Raw genomic sequence first — 18983 nt, forward strand, 5'->3', positions numbered from 1 at the left:
TAAAAACTCCCAGGAAATTGCTGCGTTATACCCAAGCACCTTTAGGTTACTTGGGTATTGGTGCTTTGGGAGGTTTATCGTTAGTGTTGGTTAGTTTTTCGGTTTTTTGATGCGAGCCATACTGTAAGTATTTATAAACTCACCATCACGAAAAGATGCATCGACAAACTCGCCTTCTATCTCGAAGCCATGTTTTTTGTACAAGCCAATGGCTGCCTCATTGTCTGAGTTTACTTCAATATGTATGCGTCTTACATTCAACCAATTATCCGCCAACTCGGTGACCGTGCTGATCAATGCGCTGCCAACCCCTAAACCGTGGTACTTATCATGAACACCAATACCAAATGATGCGGTATGTGATGTTCTTGGACGCTGTGAGTGATGAAAGCCTATATTTCCGACTACTTTGCCATCGATCTCTGCGACATAGCTATACACACCTGCTGGTATCTTCGATAACCGTTCGACCCACATAGCGACAGATGGCTTAGGGAGTTGCAGGGTTTCACGTTGTGCTTTTGGTTGTGAATAAATTTCGACTAGCGCAGCAGCGTCTTCAACAGTGGTTGGACGAACGATAATTTCCATGCTTCTCTCCTTTGTAGTTTTTTGGAATTAACTTCAATCTAACGAGAGAATTCTGTTTTGAATAGCATTTTTTGAACTTTATAGACTAAATCGCTTTTAATTTAGTGAGTTATCGAGTGCTTATTTCAACTTTTTATAGTGAATTATCATTGAAAACACCAATGAGAGTGATTTTGTGTTGAATTTTTATACTAAAGAACTTCACCTTTATGGGGAATAATGGTGAAGTTGCATACCCAAGTAACCTTGAGATGCTTGGTTCCGCGAGAATGACTTGGTTTGTAGATGCGGCGGCGATTTAAAGGTTTAGTGGGTCTAAATCAAGAATCAACAACAAAGTATATAAGCCAAGGCCCTTACTATTTGCAAAGAGTGCCCTTAGGGAGGGGTCATTGACTCGATCTCTGCTTCAAACAACTTGGAAAGAGCTCGCCGTTCCAAGTTGTTTTCCTTGACCTCGAATCAATGACAACGCTCTGAGTCCAGCATCTTGAAGTTGCTTGGGTATATTGATCGAAATAAAGCCATTTCACCAAAATGTGAACTGGGTATCTGCAACGAGTTGATTTTAATCAAGACAGGTTGGAGTTACCTCTTATGGGGTATGGGGAGGCCGCCTTTTTAACGCTATTTATGCTTAACTTATTTAAGAGCAATTAGAGCGTAGTTGAGGAATATAATAATGAAATCCTCTCAATCAAAAGTCTCGCAAAGTCGGCGACGATTCCTGCGTGACACCGCACGCACTGCGGCTGGTGTTGGTGCTGCGGCTTGTGTTCTTGGCTTGCAGTCAATGCAAAGCCAAGCGCGAGAAACTAAAGGCGTACCGATTCGACCTCCTGGCGCGTTACCTGAAGGTGAATTTGAATCGGCTTGCATCCGTTGCGGGTTGTGCGTTCAAGCATGCCCTTACGACACGTTAAAGCTTGCTAGTTTACTGTCTCCTGTCGCAACAGGTTCTCCTTACTTTACTGCGCGTGATATTCCATGCGAAATGTGCGAAGACATCCCTTGCGTCGTCGCTTGCCCAAGCGGGGCGTTAGACCATGATTTAACGGACATTGACGATGCAAGAATGGGAACGGCTGTGCTTATTGACCACGAAACCTGCCTCAACTGGCAAGGTTTGCGCTGTGATGTTTGCTACCGCGTATGCCCGCTGATTGATGAAGCGATAACGCTAGAAAACATCCGAAATGATCGAACGGGTTATCACGCTAAATTGATTCCAACGGTTAATTCTGATGTGTGCACTGGTTGTGGTAAGTGTGAGCAAGCATGTGTGCTAGATGTTGCGGCGATTAAAGTTGTTCCAACAGATTTAGCCAAGGGCAAAGTTGGTAGTCACTACAATTTTGGCTGGCAAGAAATCGACAAGCCGCTCGAAAACGTATTGCCTGAAGAAACACCTGTGCCTAGTGGTGCTCTAGAGTCGCTTAAAGGAGGTCAGTGATGGCCAAGAATTTAGCGCAAGATGCTGGCAAAGAAGCTGTCGAGAAGCTTGGCTGGTGGCAAGCGCATCGTTTTCTTATTGTACGCCGATTGTGCCAATTGACGATCATTGCTCTGTTTATGGCCGGTCCCACATGGGGCATTCTGCAAGGTAACTTATCTTCGAGTATGTTGCTTAATACAGTGCCGTTAAGCGATCCTCTGATTGTTCTCCAATCGCTGGCGACAGGCCATATCCCAGAGTTTAATGCTCTGCTAGGGGTTGTGATTGTCTTAGTTTTTTACGCGATTCTTGCCCCGAGAGCGTTTTGTGCTTGGGTGTGCCCTTTGAACATTGTCACAGACTTTGCGGCGTGGTTGCGCAGAAAGCTTAACCTTAAAGCGAGCTACCGTTGGTCGCCGAACATCCGTTATTGGTTGATCCCTGCTCTAATGCTTGGCAGTGCGATATCAGGTTCTGTGCTTTGGACATGGTTGGACCCCGTCGCCGCCCTTCATCGAGGCTTAGTCTTTGGCATGGGTGCTGGATGGGTATTGATACTACTTGTGTTTGTGCTGGATTTACTCTTGGTTGAGCATGGTTGGTGTGGTCACTTGTGCCCTCTGGGAGCAACGTATGGCGTAATTGGTAGTAAGAGTTTGTTGCGAGTGACGGCTGTTCGTCGAGAAGATTGTACCAAATGCATGGACTGTTTTTATGTATGTCCTGAACCAGATATTTTGCGCCAACCCCTCAAAGAAGGTGACCGACGAGTCATGGATCAAACTTGTATGAGTTGCGGTCGATGCTTAGATGTGTGCCCTGAAAAAGTGTTTGAATTCCAAAACCGACTCAAGGTGAAGAACATTGATTAGTGGTCCAGTTAAGCTGACGCTAGGAAAGATGGACCACTAAAAGAAGTGAAATCACTCTGGATTCTGGAGTGATTTCAGACGTGTTTTTTCAATATTGATGATACCAGGATTACCGACACGCACCGTTTGCAACAGATGCTTAATCCACATTGGTAGCGATGGTGAGAGACGATAATGAATCCAAAGCCCATGGCGTGTGTCTTTTAAAAACGTGGTATCACGCAGTAATGCCAAGTGGCGAGATACCTTTGGTTGGCTCTCATTTAGTGCGTTTTTAAGATCAGTCACCGTCAGATCTTGCTCATCTTCCAGCAACATCAAAATTTTCAGACGCAAGGGATCGCTCATCAGTTTGAAGAAACTGCTTGGGTCCACATGACTGGTGTTTTCTTCGCTATTTAACAACAAAAACAAGCTAATACGTTCGACCAACTCTTTTGCCGTATTCTGGAATGGTTGAATACCATCAAGCGGTTTTGGGTCGGTAAGATTCCAGTGCAGTTGGTCGATATCTTGTTCGAAGATGACACATTCGTCTTTTGCGTTATCGCACAGTGTGATAACGAAGTCGTAGTGATTGTCTTCGACTTCTGCGTAATCTTTTGAGCGTAAACCTTTGCCACTCATTCCATGGCTTTGTAATACCTCAAATACTCTTTCATCGACCTCACTAGGATGAAGACCTGCGCTGTCCGCATGAAACAACTCCCCCGCCATGTGATTGAAAATTGCCTCGGCAAGTTGCGAGCGCGCGGAGTTACCTGTGCAAAGGAACAAAACTTGTTTTTTCATTATATCAAATTAGGAATTGCAGAGACTTACGTCAAAATGAACGTTGATTGGCACAGTATAACCCTGCCGGTGTGTAACAAGAAGCACGTATCTTTCCTTTATCTCATCACCTATCTCTTCATCACGATGTTGCGGTTCAATGTTGGTGTCTAGAAATACGGAATAATTTTGTAAAATATACTTCAAAAATAGTCACATAAAATCGTTTGATAAACGAGGGTATGAATCTGCTTCTTAAGCTAACATGATGAAATAAAAAAGAAAGCCAAGCAAACGAGGAAATAATAATGATATTGCGAATTTGTTACATTTGGCGGTATGATGGCGGCTTCATATTCTAAGGACACATCATGAGCACGTCACCGAAAAGCTGGAGAACACCACAAAACTTTCTTCTGCTGATTTCTATTATCGTTCCTATCGCCTTCTCGACTTGGATGGCGCTGTTAAATAACTTTGTCATTGAAAAAGCTAACTTTGATGGCGCAGATATCGGGTTACTACAGAGCGTGCGAGAGATCCCTGGCTTTCTAGCCTTTACCGTCGTATTTGTATTGCTGTTTATTCGTGAGCAGCGCTTTATGTTGGTGTCGTTGGCAATGCTGACGTTAGGGACGGCAATAACAGGTTACTTCCCATCTTTATTTGGACTTCTTTTTACTACTCTGTTGATGTCGACGGGCTTCCACTATTTTGAAACATTAAAGCAATCTTTGTCGCTGCAGTGGCTCTCTAAAGAAGAGGCGCCAGAGATGCTGGGTAAATTCATCTCGGTTGGTGCGTTGGCTTCACTCTTTACTTACGGTGCGATTTGGGTGCTGTTAGAGCAACTTAAGTTCGATTTCAAAACCGTTTACTTACTTGCTGGGGGGATTGGTTTTGTCTTGATTATCGTGATGGCGTTTGCTTTCCCTGAGTTTAAAACCGAAGTACCACAAAATAAGAAGCTGGTTTTACGTAAGCGTTACTGGTTGTATTACGCTCTGACTTTTATGAGCGGGGCGCGTCGCCAAATTTTCACCGTATTTGCTGGCTTTTTGATGGTAGAGAAGTTCGGTTATTCGGCTGCGGACATTACGTTACTTTTCCTTATTAACTACGTCTTTAACTTTTTGTTTGCTAAACGTATTGGACGTTTTATCGGCGCTGTTGGTGAGCGTAAGGCTTTGATGTTCGAATACGTTGGTTTGATTTTTGTTTTTGTTGGCTATGGTTTGGTTCAAACAGCGGAATGGGCAGCTGCGCTTTACGTTATTGATCATCTGTTCTTCGCGTTAGCATTGGCGATCAAAACGTATTTTCAAAAGATTGCCGATCCTGCCGATATGGCTTCAACTGCCGGCGTGGCGTTTACGATTAACCACATTGCAGCTGTCGTCATCCCAGTTACTTTCGGGGTGATTTGGTTGGTATCGCCATCAAGCGTATTTTATATAGGCGCAGGCATGGCGGCGGTGAGCCTGTTGCTTTCGTTGAACATCCCAGCCAAGCCGCAAGAGGGTAATGAAACACGCGTGTTGAGATGGAACTGAGTTAGTGCTCACTTCTCAATAAATGAGATGTTAGATACAAAAATGGGATGCTGCGGCATCCCATTTTTTATTGTTAGTGTTGCGGTATTACAGCGGATACCAGAACAGTTGAGCGTCTAATACTCGTTTAGCGATTGCTGCCGCAACAATAACAGCGATGCCCGCCATACACAGCATGTCTGCTTTAGTTAGCGGTTTTAAGCTATACCAAGTGCGAGATGAGTGACGACCAAAACCACGTAATGTCATTGCATTGGAGATTTGGTCTGCGCGATCTAGGCTAGAGAAAATCAACGGCCCCAGAATCTTGGCGACATTCTTCATTCGAGTAAACAACGGTGCTTTCTTACTAAGTTCTACGCCACGAGCTTGTTGTGCATGCATGATATTTACAAAGTCTTTCTTCACCTCAGGTAAGTATCGTAAGGTCAAACTGACGGCATAAGCGATTTTGTAAGGCACTCCCAAACGGTTCAAACTTGCCGCAAACTCAGTAGGATGTGTCGTAAACACAAACACCAAAGCGATAGGGAACATACTGAAGTATTTCAGCGTTACCGTTACAAGGTAAAACAAGGTTTCCTGAGTCAGGGAGTAGTTACCTGGCAATGAGAATAAAACGGTCGTTGACCCCATGTACTCAGTGCCTTGTTGTGGGGCTAATGCAAACATAAACAATGCGTTGATAAGCAATACACTACCTGTACCAATTAACAATGGCTTGTATACGTGGAATGGCACCTTAGTCATTTTGAGCAGGGCAAGACCGACAATGATCAATAATGCGATGATGCGTAAATCGAATGTCGTCAGCACTACTGTCACCCAAGCGATAAACATCAAGAACTTAGTGATGCCGTTCAGCTTGTGCAGTGGCGACTGTGTATCAATATAGTTGATACCAAACTTCATTTTGTTGTCTTTCATGCCACTACTTTCTCAATGTTTTCTCGTGCTTGAACGGTAATCTCAGCTTCGGTTTTGTTTGCTCGCCTCGCTTTCTCTACATCGATAAAGTGCTGCATAAAGCCGTTCGTATTCTCAATATTCAACTTGGTTGCGAGTTCATACAAACTGGTGGTCGTTAAGTTTGCTTGATCTAACAGTGCAGGGTCGCTGAAAACCGCCGTCATCGGCGCGTCAGCAATGAGTTTGCTGTCGGCAATCACGATGGAACTAGTGGTGTACTCCAAGACTAAATGCATGTCATGAGAGATTATCATCACGGTGATGCCGAGTTCTCTGTTGAGTTTCTCGATAAAGCTCAGCATCGATGTGTAGTTGCGGTAATCTTGACCAGCAGTAGGCTCATCAAGAATCAATAGCTCAGGTTCTAGCACCAAAATAGATGCAATGGTTACGCGTTTTTTCTGACCGTAGCTAAGAGCTTCAATTGGCCAATGACGGTATTTACTGAGACCACATAACTCTAAGACTTCGAGTACTTTCACTTCGACTTGTTTCTCTTCAACACCACGGTTGCGCAGACCAAATGCCACTTCATCAAAAATCATGTGATGTGAAATCATATGATTTGGGTTTTGCATGACTACGCCAACCTTTTGGCTGCGTTCGAAGATGGAGAGTTCACTAAGGTCTTGACCATTTAGCGACATCGAGCCTTGATCAGCTTCGATAACGCCCATCACCAACTTTGTTATCGTCGATTTACCAGAACCATTTTTTCCCAAAACAGAAACGAACTCGCCACGTTTAACATCAAAGCTGACGTTTTCGAGGGCATTTTTCTCGCCGTCATAAGAATAGGTTAAGTTACGCACTTCTAGCAGTGAGTCGAGTGGGGCGGCTATTGAAGTCTCTTGTGAAGTGTTAAACCAAGAGTCGACAGCTGCTTGGTACTGAGCCAGTGGCAACGTATCTAGGCTTGATGGTTTCGCGTCACCTTCAATCGCGCAGCCCGCTTCTTTCAATGCAGAAAGATACAGAGGTTCACGAATGCCATATTCTTCCAGCAATGGGGACGCCAAAATTGCATCAGGTGTTGTATCGGCGATGATCTCACCACTTTCCATCAAAATAACGCGATCGACAGAACGGTGCAGCACATCCTCAAGACGATGCTCGATAATGATGATGGTTTTCCCTGTTTCACGGTGTAAGTCATCGATGATTTCAATGGTCTTTTTACCGGTTTTCGGGTCGAGTGCCGCTAGAGGCTCGTCAAACAGTAGAATATCGACATCGTCCACCAAAATACCAGCCAAAGAAACACGCTGCTTCTGACCACCAGATAGATCATGAGGGGAGCGGTTTAGCATTTGTTCTAGGTCGACCATTTTCGCCGTTGCTTTGACTAACGGGTACATGTCGATGTTAGAAGTGAGCTGGTTTTCTAGTGCAAACGCGATGTCTTCGCCGATGCTTAACCCAACAAATTGGCTATCTGTATCTTGTAAAACGGTGCCAACTTGCTCGGTGTATTGGTGCATGTCAAAAGGGGTTGTGTCTTGACCATTGATGGTCAGTTTGCCACTGTTCTCCCCTTTGATTGCGTGTGGGATTAGTCCGTTAAGACATTGGCCAAGGGTAGATTTACCACTACCACTTGGACCGATAATGACGATTTTCTCTCCTTTCTCTATCCTTAGATTGATATTTTTTAGCGTCGGTTTGTCCAGCGACTCATATCTAAAAGAGAAGTTAGAAAATTCGATTGTCATTCGACATTAAGCCTCTGTTAAGTTGCGGCTTTGCTTGTTACGTTTTGCGACAGACTTAAGAATGAAGAAGCCCACAATAGCAATAAGAATGGTGTTACCAGCTGCAATGATAGATAGCTGAGTAAATACCTTAGTGAACGGTTCTGCGTACAAGATGGTGTCTAGGAAGGCTGAGCAACCGTAACCAAATACGTTACCCAATAGAGCAAGTACCACGAACAACACAAAGTCTTTCATATTGAAATCACCTTTCTCCAAGCGGTTGCGCGTCAGAGAAGGGAAAAGACCGATAATTAAACCGACAATACCTGAACCAAGTACCCAAGTAAGCCATACCCCCCAACCTGCGAACAGGTCAGTGACCCAGTGACCAATAAAGCCAACCAAGAAGCCCACAAGAGGACCGAATAGTACTGAGAACAATGCTAATACCGCCATTGCTGGTTTTAGCGTCGTGTTTGCAAATACTGGAATACCGAACATTGGCAGACCACCGATGCCGTACAATGCAGCACCGATTGCAATAACCACAACGGTTTTAGCGGAAAGATTCATAGATAACCTCAGTTCAATTGTCGATTTTAAAGAACGTTCACTTGCTTTTTTGTATAGCGCTGATTGTGTAACAAAGTTAAGAAACAACCAAGCTGCTTATTGTTTGCTCTGTTTTTCTTCAAGAAATGTGTGATTGGATTCACGCACTCTATTGACTGGCTTAGTTTTTCAGCAAGCATCAAAAATAAGGCGCGCATTATACAGAATATTGATAAAAGTGGGAATGCTATCTGTCTGGATGGCTAGAATGAAATCAGGGGCTAACTGTCAGCCCCTGATTACACTTTTTAATGCGATTTTTATCGATAAATTAATGGTCTAAGTATAGGTAGTTTTGCCAGCTCTTCATTCGAATGAGAACCTTACGCATGATGGAGACATGAGTGAAGCTGTCAGAATAAACGGCAACCTCTACCGCCGTACCCATAGGCAGGTGATATTCAGCAAGCTCATCGGTAATTTTCAGCGTCACGAATACACGACCGCTGGTACGCAATGCCTCTGTACCAAGCAGGGAGCCACGAGCTTGGAATTGGCTTTCGCCGATGGCTGGCAATACATCAACAACCTCACCTTTAAAGACTTTGCCCGGTAGCGCGCGGAACATAAATTCCGCTTCAAATCCCGGTTCTAAACGCTGTAGTGAGTTTTGGCGAAACGCAGCGGTATAGAGTTTATCTTCGGTATGAACAAAGGTCATCACTGGAGCAAGAGGCAATGGTACTGCCATAACACCAGGACGTAGTGCGAGCTGGGTAACATAGCCATCAGTAGGAGCTGTAACGACGGTCTGTTCTAGGTTGAACTCTGCTTGGCGAAGTTCTGCAAGCAATGAAGCGACTTGGGTGTTTTCACCACCCACTTCAGAATCCAGCGCGATTTGCGCTTGTTGTTGCTTAGATTGTGCGACTTCCAATGCGGCTTGTGCGGCTTTGTATGCTTGGCGTCGAGTATCCAATTGCTGCTCAGTGAATGCTCCGCGATCAAAACCGCGTTGATAACGGTCAAATTCTCGCTGTGCTTTGTCACGCTCGGCAAGCGCTTTGATAACCGCTGCTTCCGCTTCTTGCACGCCAGACTCAAGCCCAAGTGCACCTTGGCTTGCCTCTTTCACTTTTGCACGTAACTTATCGACTTCTGCTTGGAATGGAATCGGGTCGATACGGAAAAGAACGTCGCCTTTTTGTAGAGGTTGGTTTGGTTGTACAGGCACTTCAATGACGCGCCCACGAACGCCTGACACCACCGGTGTGGTAGAGAATACTTGATTACCAATTTGTGTGAACGGGTGGTTATAGTTCATCAACAAGATTAGTGTGCCGACCAATACAACGCCGCCAAGCACAGCGGTTGGCACTGTCCATTTGTTAAGTGGAATGTTAAAGATTTTGAAAATGGCGATACATAATGCGGCGTAAGTCAGAACCAGTAGTAAATCCATTATTGCTCCTCCTTACCTTGTTCTTTTTGTGCAGGAACACTTTGTGCAGGTTTTTGATCTTTGAGTGTTGAGACTTCTTTTTTCAATTCATTGACTTCGTCAATTAGCTCTTCGAGACGATGATGGATATCATGCGTTTCTTGCTCGAGTTGTTTGAAACCCCATCCGCGTTCTTTGCGCCATAAGGTTGCCCAGATCCACAGAAATGGCCAAAGAGCATGAAGTGTGAAAAGACTGACCCAGCCTGCATAGTGAATGGCGTCTTGATGAGGGTGTTCACGTTCCTTCGCTATTTCATAAGGAATATCGTGAATGACAATGATCCCGTAGAAGATAACCAGAGCAACGAAAATGAGTAACCCAAGTGCAAAATAGTCTAGAAACATCTTACTTCCCTGTGCTTGTTGCTAAATAGAAAAACTTACGTAAATTAACTGTTTAAGTATTTGATAGAACAATAGGTGGATCAAGTAATTTATAATTTGATACACAGTTATTGAGAGATACGGCATGGAATACGAAGGAGTGAGTAGTGCATTATTCTGGTGAACTTGCCGCGATAAGTGCAGCCATCGTTTGGGCGGTTGCGACTTGGATTTACAGCCAATTCAGCCACCGATTTTCAGCAATGCAGTTGAACATAGTAAAAGGTGTGATCGCCTCAATGATGATGGTGGTTGTTATTCCTTTTCTACCTCAAGGTGTACCTGCGTACATTGAGCCGTTACATCTCGCGGTGTTGGCAATTTCTGGTGTGATTGGTATTGCCGTCGGTGACAGTGCCTATTTTGCTGCATTAAAGCGCATTGGTCCGAACAAAACACTACTTTTAGAATCCCTTGCACCGCCTTTATCTGGCGTGCTTGCCATTGTTTTTCTTGGGTCTGAACTCACACTACAAAGTTGGCTGGGCGTGGTAGTGACCACGGTTGCGGTTACGTTTGTGGTATTTCAACCATCAACCTCGGGAGCGGCAACAAACTGGAGCGGTATCGGATTTGGGTTACTCGCGAGTGTGTGCCAAGCCTCAGGTGTGGTGATCTCTCACTATGCGTTGGTTGCGGGCGATCTTCCACCGCTGCTCGGTGCTCTCATTCGTCTTAGTATTGGCGTGTTGGCAGTGTGTTTGGTGGTGAAAATTGTCGAACCGGCGCCGTTTAGCAGCATTAAACAGCACCTAAAAGCAATGGGCAACAAAGCGCTAGTTTGGCTGTTGTTGGCAATTTTCGTGGGGACATTTCTGGCATTATGGTTACAACAAATCGCGTTGAAATACGCTAACCCCGCCATTGCTCAGACGTTAATTGCAACCAGCCCACTGTTTATTTTGGTGATTTATGCTCTGCGAGGAGAAAAGGTCGGCGTGAAGAGTATGCTTGGTACATTAGTCGCACTTGGCGGTATTTCTTTGTTTTTTCTTTAAGCTTGTCATTCGGCTTATCAAAACGCCCCAGTTGTTGCTGGGGCGTTTTTTATAGTTCAGTGCAGACTTGGTTTCGACCATTGGCTTTGGCGCGGTATAGGGCTTTGTCGGCGCGATAGAAGGTACGTTGCGTATTCTCTCCCTCCCGATGCAAAGTAATGCCTATCGACACGGTCAGACCGCGTTCACCAAGAATCTCATGCCACCCAAATTGGTAAATACGTTCTCGGTAGTTTTCTGCGTGCATTTCTGCCTTGTTCACTTCGGTGTTCTCTAAAATGACCAAGAACTCTTCTCCACCGAAGCGCACACACGATGAACCGCGGAACTTGAAGTAACCTGAGAGTTCTTTCGACACATTGACGATCGCCTTGTCACCAACAAGGTGGCTGAGTTCGTCATTAATCGATTTGAAGTGGTCAATGTCGATCACCATAAGTGCAAATGGCGTGTCGTGCAGCAGCAGATCTTTTAGTTTCACTTCCAACCAACGTCGGTTATGTAAAGAAGTCAGCGGATCGGTGAATACATCTTGTTGAAGCTGAGCTACGGTATTTTTGTGTTGCTTGGTGGTCTCTTTGAGTTCTTTGTTTTCAATCTCAGACAGAATGAGTTTTAGTTGCAGCTCAAAGCGAGTGAGGCGGCGCAACTGTGCTGGTCCCAACTCACTAATCGGAATATGTTTGACTAAGTCAGACTCAACTCGAAAAGCTTTCTTCTCGTAGTTTAACGCTTCTTTGAACAAGCCTTGCGACGCGCATACTTGGCTCATTGCATTGTAGAATCGGTTCGCAATAAGTGGTGAGGAGTGCTCATTAATGCGTTTGCCCGTTGATGCCAGCAGCAAGTTCGCTAAAGATTGATGACCGACCTCATTTAAGCAGTAAGCCGTTTCAATTTTTACCATGGTTGAGAGCCAGTAAGTATGTTGCTTGCCTGTCGCATACTGGATTTGCGAAATCGCAAGTAAGGCTTGTTCATATTCCTTTTGGAGACGATATAACTTCGCGCGATATAAATGAATTTGCCCAGTTAAGTTCTTATCACTTACTAGGATACTCAGTTCTTCGCATTCACTTAGTAGCTCGGTTGCTGCGCCGATGCGTTGCAGGCTGATGTAGCACGCTAGCATGTAGAGTTTGTAACGCAGTCTTAGTGAACGGCTACCGATTGCATGGTCAATCGCGTCGATTTTCTGGTAATAACGTAGGGCACGATTATGATCCCCATACGCATCACAAAGATTGCCCATACCAATGATGGCGAGAACATATTCATCGATATAGCCGTACTCAACGGCGATGTTGGTTGAGGCGATGTATTCGGTCAGTGCTGCGTTATAGTCCCCTTTTTCTACCAAGCGATCACTTAAACTCGCTTTTACCGATAGGATATCTTCTACATCCTCTGGGAGTTTTAGTAGATCAAGCGCGAGACGTAGCTCTTCAATACTCTCGGTTAACTGTTTAATCTTGCTACGATATTCAGCACTAATGATGTAGCAATGCGCTTTTTCTTTGTTGGTCGAGGCGATATGAAGGCGAATGTGCTCCCACAGAATCAATGCCTCTTCACCGGCGACAGAAGAGGGATCCATTCCCGCATCAGTGACCTTACTAAGCAGTTGTTCCATTCTTCAATACCTCAATATGGCTTTCTTCCAACTGCTCTAAGGTGAACGGGAAGGTTAGGATGTCCTGTAGATAAAGTGTCGGTTTTGGACCATCAAGACCACGACGCTTCCAAGGATAGATGTCTAACATCGAACACACGGTTTGATACAGATCTTCTGCCGCTTGGTCTTTTTCTGCGATAAGCATGGCTAAGCGATCGCTGCTTAGGCGGGAAATTAAATCACTGGAAGTGGTCAATGAGTGAACCAGTTCGGTACAAATATCGAGAAATGCGGGCTCAGCGTGGCGGATCATGATGATCGCATGATTAGAGCGTTTTAATTCGGTCTTAAACAGAACCAGTTGTTCCCACCAGTAAGTTTCTGATACTACATTTGAGAACTGCTTTTCTGGGTCATATTCATGTTGAGCACGGATACGATTGATGAGCTTTCGTGCTCGCTGTTCTAACTGGCGTTTTGAGCCTCGTGCTTTGTCCATGCTCACTCGATGCGTTTGCTCTTTCAGCATTTTGAGTGCGTGTTTGCGGTATTTCTGGAACGCTTGGAAAGCACCTTGATAGTCACCTTGCTCTTCCGCTACGCGCGATTGTTGGAAACAAATTTGACTGAGCAATTCGCCGTTATCAAACGCGAGGGCGGATTGTTCTGCTGATTGCAGTAGCTCAGATGCACTTTCGGTATTTTTACGTAGTAATTCGAGTCTTGCTCGGCTGATGAAAGAATGCGCTTTCATCCACGTAAGATCTTGTTCAATTGCGAGCTGGTGGGCTTTTTGAGTAGCTTCTTCCGCTGCGTCTAAACGTTCTAAACCCAGTAGAGCGAGACCTTTGAAATCCCAGATTTCTGCGTGCCAAGTGCTGTCTTCGTGATCTCGAAGTACTTCGGTCGCACCGTCGAGCACTGTTAGCATTTCGACAAAGTTATTCAGCAAGTAGTAATCCCAAGCAAGCAGGATTCTGGCTTTCCCTTCTAGCCAAGCTATGCGAACGTTGTTTGCCACTTTTACCGCGAGCTCATGGGTTGAGGCGGCAAGTTTGTGTTCATTGGTGATTCGCCAAACATTACCAAGACCAATCAAAGCTTCGATTTGAATCTCGATATCGTCGACTAGCGCAGACTGCTCTAGGGCATTAATCCAGTATTGCTGAGCAGAGTAGTACTTAGCTTGTCCCCAGTATTGTAGGGCAAATAAGTGAAGTATTTTAGGTAAGTGGTCGTCAGTGTCGAGTTGAATTTGAAGGTTATAGGCGTCTTTAACCAGCTTTAAGCCGTGTCGATAATCCATGCTACACCAGCAGGCATGGGACATAACAATAAGCGCACGAATCTCACCGTCAACAAACAGAATTTGTTCTGCGCGTATCCGGCATTGTTCTGCAATTCGAAATGCGCGCTCAGGATCAGTTTTTATCTGACCTTCAAGCGCAGTTAGCTCAGTTTCGAGCTGAATTTGGCTTTTATCCAACGTTCACATCCATGACTATAGAACTGGAATTTACACCTAAAAACAAGTGGTTAGATGCGTTTATCATTTCGGTGTGGAAAATCGCCACACCAATAAGGGATCGGATACTGTAATGTATACCGTGTTCAGCGCTTACTTACCACTTCTAAATGAGTAAACTGTTAAATAGTCATGACAACAATTGTTTGATCGTTAGTGGTGCGTCGGTGACTTTCAGTCTCTGAGCGGCAGTGAGTCCTTGCTTATCCTGATAGCACAAATTATGCCAAGCTCTGAATATATCTAAAAGAGGCAATATACCAGCAGGTCTTAATTTGCGACGTGGCTCGTTGATGAAGCTCTCAAACAGCAGTTGGAAACGGTTTTGATAGAATTGGATGTGGCGAGTTGTTGCTACATTGAACCAAGCTTCAGGTTCATTTTTATCACCAGCTAGATAACAAATACCTTTGTTACATTCGTATTGACTAGAAATCGCCCAGCGATCTCGCCACCAACTCATATAAGCGATATCTACCTTACCAAACGGGGCATTCATATCCCAAATTGCGTCTTCTTCTACGTACATAAGATCGACGTTTTTCTCTTGAATACGAGACAAACAGACGCTCAACGCCGCTGAGCGGAGCAGGGGATCTTGTGGCATGTAGATCGATACGCGTTTTTCTGGGCAACACATATCCAATACATGAAGATAGTGTGCGTAAGAGGTATAAGGTGGACGAATTAAGGCACCTTTAGACGGATAGTGGAAAACAGAGAGATTTCCCATTGGATCTTCGACGTTACCACGGGCCAAAATCGTTTGGTATTTCTGATCGATGCGCTCACGCAGCTTTTTTGATGGCTCTGGTGGTGGTTCACTTGCTTCAGCGGTGTATTCTTGTGATACAAAGCGAGAGACTTCATCGTATGGATTGTGATCCAAGGACGCCACTGGCTCATCATCAGATGAATAGTTCACATGCTGACAAAGAATGTAGCCCGAATGTGCCTCACCAGAAGCAATCCAATACACGCCATTATTACTATGGGGTTGCAATGCAACGTAGCTAGAAGCGAGCTCATAATGCTGCGCGTGGTTTACCCAGCGTGCATCAATGGTTGCAAGCTTACGGCGGCAACGACTAGCAATGTGATCAACATGATCGTAAAAGGTTTTTGGATTGATGCTCAGTTTACGGCAGATTTCTCGGACGGAATATCCCGTGAACAGCAAGCCCATTAAGTTTTCTTGAAATTGAAGCTTTTTGTTGGCACCAGACCATTTATCGACAAAAGTACTTTGACACACTTTACAGCGGTAACGTTGGCGATCGCCACTGTAACCAAAAGCGTGATAGAGGTGTTTATGAGTGTGGACAGAAAGTCCGAAGTTGTCGCAGTCATCATTGCGACAAGCAGGTAGTCCATCACTGTGGACGTGTCTCAAACGATGAAGTTCGTTGACCACATCGCGGTTGTTAAGTAAGGGGGGGAAAGCTCCACATTCACGGCACACCATCGCCGGACGTTTAGGGTTAGCATGCTGCAAGACGTAACGCTTTGCATCACTCAATCCAAAGTTGTCACACGCCAATGTTTTACAAAAGTTGAGTTGTAACCCATCTGCGTCCTTTGGCAGTTCGCCGTTAGACACAATCGCCCCCTCGGGATAATTCAGGCAGCCGGTCAGGCTCCGGCTGCAAATTACTACTTAAGTATTTCTTAGATGTTGATTGCAGTTTCTAGAGCAACTTTCATCATGTCGTTGAACGACTTTTGACGCTCTTCAGAGCTTAGTTTTTCACCACGGATGATGTGATCAGAAACTGTCAGGATAGTTAGAGCTTTCGCGCCTAGGTCTGCAGCTACGCCGTAGATACCTGCCGCTTCCATATCTACACCTAGGATGCCTAGTTTTTCCATCTTCTCAAAGATGTCAGCTTCTGGTGTGTAGAATAGGTCTGCAGAGAATACGTTACCTACTTTAACTGGTACTTCTTGAGCACGCGCTTGGTTAACCGCTTCTTCTAGAAGACCGTAATCAGCGATTGCTGCGAAATCGTGGTTGTTGAAACGGATACGGTTAACTTTAGAGTCTGTAGAAGCACCCATACCGATAACAACGTCCATTAGTTTCACGTCGTCACGTACTGCACCACAGCTACCTACGCGGATAACGTTTTTCACGCCGTATTCAGCGATTAGCTCGTGTACGTAGATACAGCAAGATGGGATACCCATACCGTGACCCATAACAGACACTTTCTTACCTTTGTATGTGCCAGTAAAGCCGAACATGTTGCGAACGTCACAAACTTGTTTCACATCTTCTAGGAAAGTTTCTGCGATGTATTTTGCACGCAACGGGTCGCCTGGCATTAGTACTGTTTCAGCGAAATCACCTGGTTGTGCGTTGATGTGTGGGGTTGCCATAAGTGCTCTCCAAAGTTTTGTTCAGGTAAAACGCATCAATTATAGAATGCTATTACCAATTCTGTTGAACTTGTTCGTTTTCGTTGAGGCAATAATATCGGGACAGGGTAAGGGGGCATGAGAGTTGAGTCACAAAATGGTCGGTTTTATTGTTTAAATAATCTGTTGATAACTAAATCTGTTGAAAGCAAAAAGGCAATCGATTTGCTTTTGAGCAGTTTGTTGATTGCGCGCACAAAATCTCGTCTTTCAGCACAAAATTTTTTCTTAAAAGTTTCTGATCGATATTCGAAGAGAGTGAGTAAAACGATTAAATTGTACAATTTATTTTCTTGTACAATGCTATTTGACTTGCTATAAGTTATACAACAAAACATTTTGTATAGGACGCTTCGTTATGGAATCTTCAATCAAAGTTGGTATCAGTTCTTGTGTACTAGGCGAACGAGTTCGTTTCGATTCGGGACATAAAATCAGTAACTTCGTAACGAAAGAGCTCGACGGCTACTTTAGCTTTGTTCCCGTATGTCCAGAAGTCGGTGTTGGTATGTCTGTTCCACGCCCTACCATTCGTTTGGTAAGCAATGAGGAGCGAATCGCGCTGGTAGAAACGAAAAATCCAGAAAACGACCACACTGACAACATGCTTGCGTACTCAGAAAATAAAGTGAACGAATTAGAGGGTGAAGAGCTGTGTGGCTACATCGTCTGTGCGAAGTCACCAACGTGTGGCATGGAGCGAGTGAAGGTATACAGCAAAAATAGTGCGGCGAAAGAAGGTATCGGTTTGTACACCAGAACATTAATGGAAAAAATGCCGTGGTTGCCTGTAGAAGAAGACGGTCGTCTAAACGATCCGGTTTTAAAAGAAAATTTCATTACGCGTGTTTACTGTTTGAATGACTTTTATGAGTCGATGGGCGGCGAGCCCACACGCGGCAAAATTATTGATTTTCACTCTCGCTATAAGCTGACTTTAATGGCGCACCATCCAGAGTCTTATCGTTCGCTGGGACGCTTGGTTGCAGATGTATCAAGTTACGAAATGGAACAGTTTTACAACGAATATCGTCTAGGTCTGATGAAAGCGTTACAGAATCGCGCCAGTCGAAAAAACAACACGAACGTCCTGATGCATTTGCAAGGCTATTTTAAACGCTCTTTAACCGCTAATGAAAAAGCGGAGCTGGCGACGGTGATCAGTGATTATCGTACGGGCTTGTTACCATTACTTGCCCCGTTAACGTTAATTAAGCACTATCTCAATACGTACCCCGACGCGTACTTACAGAAACAAAAATACTTAGAACCGTATCCACAGGAGATGAGACTTCGTTATGGATTGTAGCCAAGAAGACAAACTATACGCAATTCGAGATGTATCAGAGTTAACGGGAGTAAAACCCGTTACTCTGCGCGCTTGGCAAAGACGCTATAACTTGATCCAACCACAAAGAACAGAGAAGGGTCACCGCCTGTATCGACAGCAGGATTTAGATACTATTCGTGAAATTCAAGGTTGGCTTGCAAAAGGCGTTGCGATTGGCAAAGTCAAAGGCTTGCTAGGCCAGGAATCAGATGTGGATTTAGTGACCGATATCCAACGACTAGAAGAAGTGGAGTCAATGCTCAAAGCGTTATCTGAACTCAATCGTGGCAAAACAGAAACGCTGTTATCGAATGTGCTAAAAGAGTACCCACTCAACATTGTCATTGAACAGCTGGTCAATCCTGTGTTTGAAGCGTTAGATTTGGTGAAAGTCTCGCTACGTTCTTTACAGCTTGGTTTGTTCCAAACTTGCTTGATTACTCGATTAGCCTTGGTTGTCGATTCGGAAAATAAGGCATCTTCCAAGGGAAAATGTTTGCTTTTGAGTTTTGAACAAGTTCGTGACTCAGAGAGCTGGATTCAGGCGGCAAAGCTGTGTGAACAGGGGTATCACATTACTCTGATTGATAAAGTCGAAGACATCTCGGGTTTAGTTGAGCATGATGTGATGTCACGTTACCAATACGTGCATTTCTTCTCGAATAAAGCGCTGCCTATCAAGCAAGTTGAAGCTTTGGCGACGTTATTAGAGCAAGCTCCGAAGCAAGTGCAGCTATCTGAAGTCATCGAAAAACTGCATTTCCCGCAATAAA

17 protein-coding genes are annotated in these 18983 nt (G+C 44.6%); 6 read left to right on the forward strand and 11 right to left on the reverse strand.

All coding sequences use genetic code 11. The features are described from left to right. Positions 1-90 precede the first annotated feature (90 nt). Positions 91-591 carry a GNAT family N-acetyltransferase gene (locus tag OH463_RS06340; protein ID WP_005452898.1) on the reverse strand — a complete coding sequence of 167 codons (501 nt, stop codon included), beginning with the start codon at positions 589-591 and terminating at the stop codon, positions 91-93. A gap of 682 nt (positions 592-1273) precedes the next feature. Between OH463_RS06340 and napG the strand changes: the two genes are divergently transcribed. Both napG and napH read left to right on the forward strand, forming a co-directional pair. Beyond that, positions 1274-2044 (forward strand): ferredoxin-type protein NapG, encoded by a 771-nt coding sequence (napG, locus tag OH463_RS06345; protein ID WP_005452896.1) that lies wholly within the window; start codon positions 1274-1276, stop codon positions 2042-2044. Next, a complete protein-coding gene (napH, locus tag OH463_RS06350) occupies positions 2044-2898 on the forward strand; it encodes a quinol dehydrogenase ferredoxin subunit NapH (protein ID WP_017818501.1) in 855 nt (284 codons plus the stop codon). The genes napG and napH overlap by 1 nt, the downstream gene beginning before the upstream one ends. A gap of 51 nt (positions 2899-2949) precedes the next feature. Here napH and OH463_RS06355 read toward each other — a convergent pair whose 3' ends face one another. Further along, entirely contained in the window at positions 2950-3693 is a 744-nt protein-coding gene (locus OH463_RS06355) for a metalloregulator ArsR/SmtB family transcription factor (protein WP_017189594.1), read from the reverse strand. A 347-nt stretch (positions 3694-4040) separates the two neighbouring features. Here OH463_RS06355 and OH463_RS06360 point away from each other — a divergent pair, with 347 nt between their 5' ends. After that, the gene (locus tag OH463_RS06360; protein ID WP_009697882.1) at positions 4041-5222 is read left to right on the forward strand and encodes an MFS transporter; all 1182 of its coding nucleotides are present in this window, start codon (positions 4041-4043) and stop codon (positions 5220-5222) included. Between the two features lie 87 nt (positions 5223-5309). Here the strand turns inward: OH463_RS06360 and OH463_RS06365 are convergent, their stop codons facing one another. The 5 genes from OH463_RS06365 to OH463_RS06385 form a co-directional block, all read right to left on the reverse strand. Beyond that, positions 5310-6149, reverse strand: coding sequence for an energy-coupling factor transporter transmembrane component T family protein (locus OH463_RS06365; RefSeq protein ID WP_005452891.1), 840 nt, complete (start codon positions 6147-6149; stop codon positions 5310-5312). Further along, positions 6146-7903, reverse strand: coding sequence for an ABC transporter ATP-binding protein (locus OH463_RS06370; protein WP_269990907.1), 1758 nt, complete (start codon positions 7901-7903; stop codon positions 6146-6148). The genes OH463_RS06365 and OH463_RS06370 overlap by 4 nt, the downstream gene beginning before the upstream one ends. Positions 7904-7909: 6 nt before the next feature. Further along, positions 7910-8458, reverse strand: coding sequence for an ECF-type riboflavin transporter substrate-binding protein (locus OH463_RS06375; RefSeq protein ID WP_005452889.1), 549 nt, complete (start codon positions 8456-8458; stop codon positions 7910-7912). 310 nt (positions 8459-8768) lie between these two features. After that, entirely contained in the window at positions 8769-9899 is a 1131-nt protein-coding gene (locus OH463_RS06380; RefSeq protein ID WP_017818506.1) for an HlyD family secretion protein, read from the reverse strand. Continuing rightward, positions 9899-10285 (reverse strand): DUF3302 domain-containing protein, encoded by a 387-nt coding sequence (locus tag OH463_RS06385; RefSeq protein WP_005452887.1) that lies wholly within the window; start codon positions 10283-10285, stop codon positions 9899-9901. The genes OH463_RS06380 and OH463_RS06385 overlap by 1 nt, the downstream gene beginning before the upstream one ends. 146 nt (positions 10286-10431) lie before the next feature. On the opposite strand from OH463_RS06385, the gene OH463_RS06390 reads away from it, so the two are divergent. After that, positions 10432-11322 (forward strand): DMT family transporter, encoded by an 891-nt coding sequence (locus tag OH463_RS06390; RefSeq protein ID WP_017818507.1) that lies wholly within the window; start codon positions 10432-10434, stop codon positions 11320-11322. A 49-nt stretch (positions 11323-11371) separates the two neighbouring features. On the opposite strand, the gene OH463_RS06395 is transcribed toward OH463_RS06390, so the two are convergent. From OH463_RS06395 to deoD, 4 genes are all read right to left on the reverse strand, one after another. Next, complete coding sequence (locus tag OH463_RS06395) at positions 11372-12955, reverse strand: GGDEF domain-containing protein (protein ID WP_033008588.1); 1584 nt, start codon at positions 12953-12955, stop codon at positions 11372-11374. Continuing rightward, a complete protein-coding gene (locus OH463_RS06400; protein ID WP_114092098.1) occupies positions 12939-14423 on the reverse strand; it encodes a hypothetical protein in 1485 nt (494 codons plus the stop codon). The genes OH463_RS06395 and OH463_RS06400 overlap by 17 nt, the downstream gene beginning before the upstream one ends. 169 nt (positions 14424-14592) lie before the next feature. Then, complete coding sequence (locus tag OH463_RS06405; RefSeq protein WP_005452883.1) at positions 14593-16062, reverse strand: hypothetical protein; 1470 nt, start codon at positions 16060-16062, stop codon at positions 14593-14595. A gap of 68 nt (positions 16063-16130) precedes the next feature. After that, positions 16131-16841, reverse strand: a complete 711-nt coding sequence (gene deoD / locus OH463_RS06410) for a purine-nucleoside phosphorylase (RefSeq protein WP_005375140.1) — start codon at positions 16839-16841, stop codon at positions 16131-16133. A gap of 397 nt (positions 16842-17238) precedes the next feature. Between deoD and OH463_RS06415 the strand changes: the two genes are divergently transcribed. Continuing rightward, a complete protein-coding gene (locus OH463_RS06415; RefSeq protein WP_005452880.1) occupies positions 17239-18189 on the forward strand; it encodes a YbgA family protein in 951 nt (316 codons plus the stop codon). Beyond that, entirely contained in the window at positions 18179-18982 is an 804-nt protein-coding gene (locus tag OH463_RS06420) for a MerR family transcriptional regulator (protein ID WP_101959852.1), read from the forward strand. The genes OH463_RS06415 and OH463_RS06420 overlap by 11 nt, the downstream gene beginning before the upstream one ends. Position 18983 lies beyond the last annotated feature (1 nt).

This window comes from Vibrio sp. NFR (genome assembly GCF_027587095.1).
Taxonomy (GTDB): Bacteria; Pseudomonadota; Gammaproteobacteria; order Enterobacterales; family Vibrionaceae; genus Vibrio; species Vibrio harveyi.